Origin of the sequence: Bacillus cereus group sp. BfR-BA-01441, from assembly GCF_022663075.1 — a bacterium.
GTDB classification, from domain to species: Bacteria; Bacillota; Bacilli; order Bacillales; family Bacillaceae_G; genus Bacillus_A; species Bacillus_A cereus.
This window is the reverse complement of the sequence record NZ_JAKUEU010000039.1, coordinates 41,767-48,487: the sequence shown is the minus strand read 5'-3', so window position 1 is coordinate 48,487 and position 6,721 is coordinate 41,767. Positions and strand designations below refer to the sequence as shown.

The following is a 6,721-nucleotide window of genomic DNA, read 5'->3' as shown; positions in this document are numbered from 1 at the left end:
CTTTCATTGTTTTAGGTATATAAGTTATTATTTTTAGAAGAATACTGAACCATTTTCACTTCTATTGATAAGGTGCTTTTTTATTAAAGAGATAAACGAATTGACAGCCATATATGGTCAACAAAAAAGGTTTCCTCCTAAGGAAACCTTTTTAATATTATTTATAGCGTTTTGTTTTTTTGAATATTCGAATTTTTTATTTTAAAGTCGTAAAAATTGACGTTACTATCTAAAAGTAAGTATGATGCGATTATAGTAAGATTTTTTAGGGGGAAGAAAAATGACAAGTTCAAGTAATAAAGCAGCGAGTATTTATGAAGGAACAAATGTAAATGCTGGGGGATTTTTTGAAAACGTTGAAGAAACAAAGTTGTTTGATCCAATTCAAGTTGGAGCTTGGTCTCTTCGTAATCGTATAGCGATGGCACCGATGACAAGATGCTTTGCAGATAATGAGACTGGAGTAGTTGGTGCGGATGTAGTGGAGTACTACAGAAAACGTGCTGCGGATGGAATTGGACTAATTATTACAGAAGGAATTGTCATTAGTCCGAGAGCAAAAGGAAACCCAGGAGTACCAGGTATTTATACACAAGAACAAATCGATTCTTGGAAACCTGTTACAGAGGCAGTACATAAAGAAGGCGGGACGATTATTGCTCAAATATGGCATGTTGGGCGTATGAGTCATCATGAAATAATTGGTGGTCAAATGCCACAAGCGCCGTCGGCTATCGCTGCAGAGGGAAATGTTCCACGCTTTCGTAAACCGTTTGATATGCCAGAAGCAATGACGTTAGAAGAAATACAAGAAGTGATCGATCAATACGCACAAGCTGCGAAAAATGCGATCGAAGCTGGATTTGATGGAGTAGAAATTCACGGTGCACACGGATATTTAATCGATCAATTTACGTATGAGTTTGCGAATAAGCGAACAGATAAATATGGCGGTGATTTAAAACAAAGGTTAACGTTTATGAAAGAAGTAACGGCAGCTGTAATAGAAGCTGTTGGAGCTAATAAAACACTTCTTCGTTTCTCTGCTTTCAAAGGTGATAATCCTACTTATATGTGGGAAAACCCTGAGTTTGCAATTGAAACGTTCATAAATATGTTTAAAGAGGTTGGATTAACGATGATCCATCCTTCAACGATGAATTATACCCAAGAGATTGCTGACGGAAAGAATTTTCATCAACTAGTAAGAAAATATTGGGATGGTACGATTGTTGGGGTTGGTAATTTAAATCCGAAAGAGGCCGAAGAAGCGTTGCAAGAAGGAACGATTGATGTAGCGGCATTCGGAAGACCGTTAATTGCTAATCCAGACTTTGTTCATCGAATTAAACACGCTGAAAGTTTAGTTGAATATGACGCGAAAGAGCATCTTGTTACGTTAGTATGAATAAAGATAAAAGGAGAACACATCTAGTGTTCTCTTTTTATTATGGAATTTCATAGGGGGAAGCGGGATGAGTGAAACGCTACTCGTTATTATTAGTATATTACTATTTTTAATGTTGCTTTTAATCGTCTTTTTTATCATTACATTTTTTATAAAAAAACGAACACATCATTCTATTTTAAAATTACATCCGTACTTAGGAAGAATGCGCTACTTACTGGAAAAGATAGGGCCTGAATTTCGACAATATTGGTTTGATCATGATACGGATGGAAAGCCTTTCTCACGTTATGATTTTCAAAGTGTTATGTTTTTAGCGAAATATCGCTCTGAAATACTTGGTTTTGGATCAAAACGAGATTTTGAAGCTTCTGGATATTATATTGCTAATACATTATTTCCGATATTAACGGAGGAATTAAGTGTGAATCTCACGCAAGAGCGAGAAGGTAAAAAGTACGTGATTCATAAAGAAGGGTTATTTTCAAGAAGAGAAAAATTGACAGCGGATACAACGAATCTTTGGCTGTACGAAGAAGATGATGCAATTATAGTCGGTGAGAACCGTAAATATCCGTGGAAGCTACATGGCATGTTTGGTGCATCTGCGACTTCTTATGGTGCGATTGGAGAAAATTATATTTTAGCGAGTGGTCTTGGAGCAAAAATGGCAGGCGGGTCGTGGATTAATACGGGTGAAGGTGGCGTTATTCCAGAACATTTACATACAGGAGCGAATATCGTTGCGCAAATTGGTCCAGGGTTATTTGGATACCGTGATGAAGACGGTAATTTTTCAATGGGAAAATTCATGGAGAAAGTGAAAGAAAGTAATATTAGAGCATTCGAATTGAAATTTGGGCAAGGTGCTAAAATACGTGGTGGTCATTTAGAGGGGCAAAAAGTAAATGAGAAAATTGCGTTTGTTCGCAACGTCCGAAAGGGAGAGACGATTAATTCACCGAATCGATTTTCATTTTTAAAGAATGCAGCGGATACACTTTATTTTATTCAACAGTTGCAAGAAAGCGGCGGTAAACCAGTTGGAATGAAAATTGTAATTGGTCAGCAGAAGCCTTTGGAAGATTTAATAAAAACAATGAAAGAACTAAACATTTATCCAGATTTTATTACAATAGACGGTTCAGAAGGCGGGTCAGGGGCAACGTATAAATCGATGGCAGATTGTATGGGACTGCCGCTTATTCCAGCATTACTTACATTTATTGATACAGCAAACCATTATGGTGTTCGTAACAAGTTTAAAGTATTTGCATCGGGTAAATTAATCACACCAGATAAAGTAGCGATTGCTTTAGCGATTGGGGCGGATGCTGTAAGTTCAGCCCGCGGATTTATGATGGCAAGCGGCTGTATTATGGCCCTTCAATGTAATTCTGGCCAATGTCCATCTGGTGTAGCCACGACGAATCCGCATTATCAAAAAGCGTTAGATCCGTATGAGAAGAAGTGGCGAGTCATGAATTATATTATTAGTATGAGATATAGTTTATTTTCATTAGCGGCAGCGGCGGGAGTGAAGAGCCCGCGCCATTTAACTAGAGAGCATATTGTGTTTAAAGACGAGGTGGGGAGAGTAGTTCCTCTTTCGGAATTGTTTCCTATAGTAAATCAAACCTAAAAGTATATTTGATATGTAAGATTTTTTTAAGGAATAATCATATTTTTGGAAAAATTAGGAGTATAATAGGGAAGTATTTTTAAAAATGACTATTTTTAGGGAGAGATTCACTTGCAACAAGGTTCTTACAGTATTACAATTTTTTTACTCGTCATAGGGCTCGTTATATTTAGACGCATGCGCTCTATGAATCGACCAATTAATAATAAAGGAAGACGACTACTATTGCCATTATTTTTCTTATTACCAGGTTTTTCTTTATACGCAGCACCGATACAACTTGCTGGTTGGCAAATTTGTATAGCTGCTGGGATCGGACTGCTATTGTCAATTCCACTTATTATTTTAAGTGGGTATGAAGTCAGAGAAGATGGTCAAATTTATGCAAAAAAAAGTATCGCTTTTATTGCTACATTTTTAGTTATCGTTCTTTTACGTGCTTATTTTAGAAGACATTTACAAGGTCTAGATCCAAAGTCAATCGGCATTCTTTTCTACACTCTTGCGGTTTGTTATATAGTACCTTGGCGTATTGGATGTTATATGAAATTTCGTAAAGTATATGTAGAGAAAGAGAAAATTGAGACGTCAATAAGCTAAAAGTCATACATTTGTATGGCTTTTTTCTTTTAAAATTTATCGGGTAAACGAATGAAAATAAGGTGTGAAAAAACACCGTTTAATTTTCTGAATATTATTACTTTAATTCCTTAAAAAATCATTGTAATCCACTGGGATAAAGGCGTTTATAAAGGTTTTCACATGTAATAAAAAGTGCTCGTTCACTTGAAAGAACAAAAAATGTTTGTTAAGGTAGGGAACCATAAGCGAAAACAAGAAAATAGAAAAAGTCATTTTTCGAAATTTTGAATGGCTTATGGACTAAGGGAGAGATTTGGTGAAGATTGAAATTATGGTATCGCTTGCTATTTATATGGCAGGTATGTTGTATATCGGATATTGGTCTTATAAGAAGACATCCGATTTATCAGATTATATGTTAGGCGGGAGGGGACTCGGTCCAGCAGTTACAGCTTTATCAGCTGGTGCTTCTGACATGAGTGGTTGGATGCTAATGGGATTACCTGGTGCGATGTATGCAACAGGATTATCAAGTGTATGGATTGCGATAGGTTTATTAATAGGTGCGTATGCAAACTATTTAATCATTGCCCCGCGTTTACGAACGTATACAGAAGTGGCAAATGATTCAATTACGATTCCAGACTTTTTAGAGAATCGGTTTAAAGATCGTACGAAAATACTTCGTTTTGTCTCCGCTATCGTCATTTTAGTATTTTTCACATTTTATGCGTCGGCTGGTTTAGTTTCAGGTGGACGTTTGTTTGAAAATTCTTTTAACCTTGATTATAAAATTGGTTTATTTGTAACAGTGGGTGTCGTTGTTGCGTATACACTATTCGGTGGCTTTCTAGCCGTAAGTTGGACGGACTTTGTGCAAGGTTGTATTATGTTTATTGCGCTTGTATTAGTGCCAATTGTTGCTTTTACGGATGTCGGTGGTGTAACAGAAACATTTAATACGATTAAGCAAGTCGATGCATCGCATTTGGATATGTTTAAAGGGACTACAGTATTAGGGATTATTTCCTTTTTAGCATGGGGCCTTGGATATTTTGGTCAACCACATATTATTGTCCGCTTTATGGCAATTACCTCTATTAAAGATTTAAAAACTTCTCGTAGAATCGGTATCGGTTGGATGACGATTTCAATTATAGGTGCAATGCTTACTGGTCTAATTGGTATCGCCTATTATGCTAAAAATAATGCGATATTACAAGACCCAGAAATGGTCTTTGTAACATTCTCAAATATTTTATTCCATCCATACATTACAGGATTTTTATTATCAGCTATTTTGGCTTCGATTATGAGTAGTATTTCCTCACAATTACTTGTTATTTCAAGTGCAGTAACGGAAGACTTTTATAAAACATTTTTCCGTCGTAACGCAAGTGACAAAGAACTTGTATTTATCGGTAGATTATCAGTATTAGTAGTGGCTATGATAGCAGTTGTTTTAGCGTATCATCCAAGTGATACAATTTTAACACTTGTAGGTTATGCTTGGGCAGGATTTGGTTCAGCATTTGGACCCGCTATTTTATTAAGTTTATATTGGAAGAGAACGAACAAATGGGGCGTTCTTGCTGGTATGATTGTCGGTGCAGTAGTTGTTATAGCATGGGTACAAATTCCAAGTTTAAAAGCAATTATGTATGAAATGGTACCTGGATTCTTCTGTAGTTTATTAACTGTTATCGTTGTAAGTTTATTAACGAAAGAACCCGTTAAGGCAGTTCATCGTGAATTTAATGAGATGGAAGCAGTACTGGAAGAAGAAACGAAATGATTTGAAAAGAGAGTAGACGGTGAATAACGTTTACTCTCTTTTCTTTTTAAATGAAATAAGTAACTTATTGACAAAGAAAAGTAAGTAACTTATAATAAGTATTGAGGTTGAGATAAATGACATTCTAAATCAAGTTTTATTATGATTTTAGAGTGAGTAAATGTTTTTTGGAAACTATCTTGAAATCGAGATAATCCCGATAAGTTAGACGCTAATGTGTAATTTTGTAATTAATATCTCGAATTCGAGATAAAATTATTATAACGGATTTTACTTTGTAGCATGGACAAAATGAATAATGAATTTAAATGTAAAAGAATTTTTATAATGAAATAAAAAAGGAGTGGAAGAAATGGAAAAGAAAACAATGGGAATCCATCACATTACAGCGATTGTAGGGCATCCACAAGAAAATGTAGACTTTTATGCTGGTGTATTAGGGTTACGTTTAGTGAAACAAACAGTGAATTTTGATGATCCAGGTACGTACCATCTTTATTTTGGAAATGAAGGAGGAAAGCCTGGAACAATTATTACGTTTTTCCCATGGGCAGGTGCTCGTCAAGGTATTATTGGGGACGGTCAAGTAGGAATTACGTCTTACGTTGTACCAAAAGGTACAATGGAGTTTTGGGAAAATAGATTAGAAAAATTCGATGTTTCGTATACAAAAATGACTCGTTTTGGAGAGCAGTATTTAGAATTTGATGATCCGCATGGTTTGCATATAGAATTAGTTGAAAGAGAAGCAGGCGAATTAAACAATTGGAGTTTTGGAGAAGTTACACCAGAAGTAGCAATTAAAGGGTTTGGAGGTGCTGTTCTTTTATCTGCACAGCCTCAAAAAACAGCTGAATTGTTAGAACATATTATGGGTCTTGAAAAAATTGGAGAAGAGGGCGAATTTGTTCGATTCCGTTCTTCTGCTGACATTGGAAATATTATTGATTTGAAATTATCAACAATCGGTCGTGGCCAAATGGGCGTTGGCACAGTTCATCATATTGCCTGGAGAGCGAGTGATGATGCTGATCAGCTAGACTGGAAAGAGTATGTGTCGCGTTTTGGATATCACGTAACTCCTGTACAAGATCGAAATTATTTTAACGCGATTTATTTTAGAGAACATGGTGAAATCTTATTTGAAATTGCAACAGATCCTCCTGGTTTCGCTCATGATGAATCGTTAGAGACGATGGGTGAGGAATTAAAGTTACCGGAACAATATGAACAACATAGAAAACAGATTGAACAAACGCTTTTACCATTTGAAGTGAGAAATTTAGATTAAAGT

Annotated in this window: 5 protein-coding genes; all 5 read left to right on the top strand. The window is 35.8% G+C overall.

Annotation, left to right across the window (positions count from 1 at the left end):
• Positions 1-280: 280 nt before the first annotated feature.
• Complete coding sequence (locus MR107_RS17255; RefSeq protein WP_000204580.1) at positions 281-1,408, top strand: alkene reductase; 1,128 nt, start codon at positions 281-283, stop codon at positions 1,406-1,408.
• A gap of 67 nt (positions 1,409-1,475) precedes the next feature.
• Positions 1,476-3,050 carry an FMN-binding glutamate synthase family protein gene (locus MR107_RS17250; RefSeq protein WP_000005167.1) on the top strand — a complete coding sequence of 525 codons (1,575 nt, stop codon included), beginning with the start codon at positions 1,476-1,478 and terminating at the stop codon, positions 3,048-3,050.
• Positions 3,051-3,161: 111 nt separating this feature from the next.
• Complete coding sequence (locus MR107_RS17245) at positions 3,162-3,650, top strand: CcdC family protein (protein WP_001183921.1); 489 nt, start codon at positions 3,162-3,164, stop codon at positions 3,648-3,650.
• Positions 3,651-3,948: 298 nt separating this feature from the next.
• Positions 3,949-5,427 carry a sodium/proline symporter PutP gene (gene putP, locus MR107_RS17240; RefSeq protein WP_000687595.1) on the top strand — a complete coding sequence of 493 codons (1,479 nt, stop codon included), beginning with the start codon at positions 3,949-3,951 and terminating at the stop codon, positions 5,425-5,427.
• 352 nt (positions 5,428-5,779) lie between these two features.
• Positions 5,780-6,718, top strand: a complete 939-nt coding sequence (locus tag MR107_RS17235; RefSeq protein WP_000412739.1) for a ring-cleaving dioxygenase — start codon at positions 5,780-5,782, stop codon at positions 6,716-6,718.
• Positions 6,719-6,721: the final 3 nt, after the last annotated feature.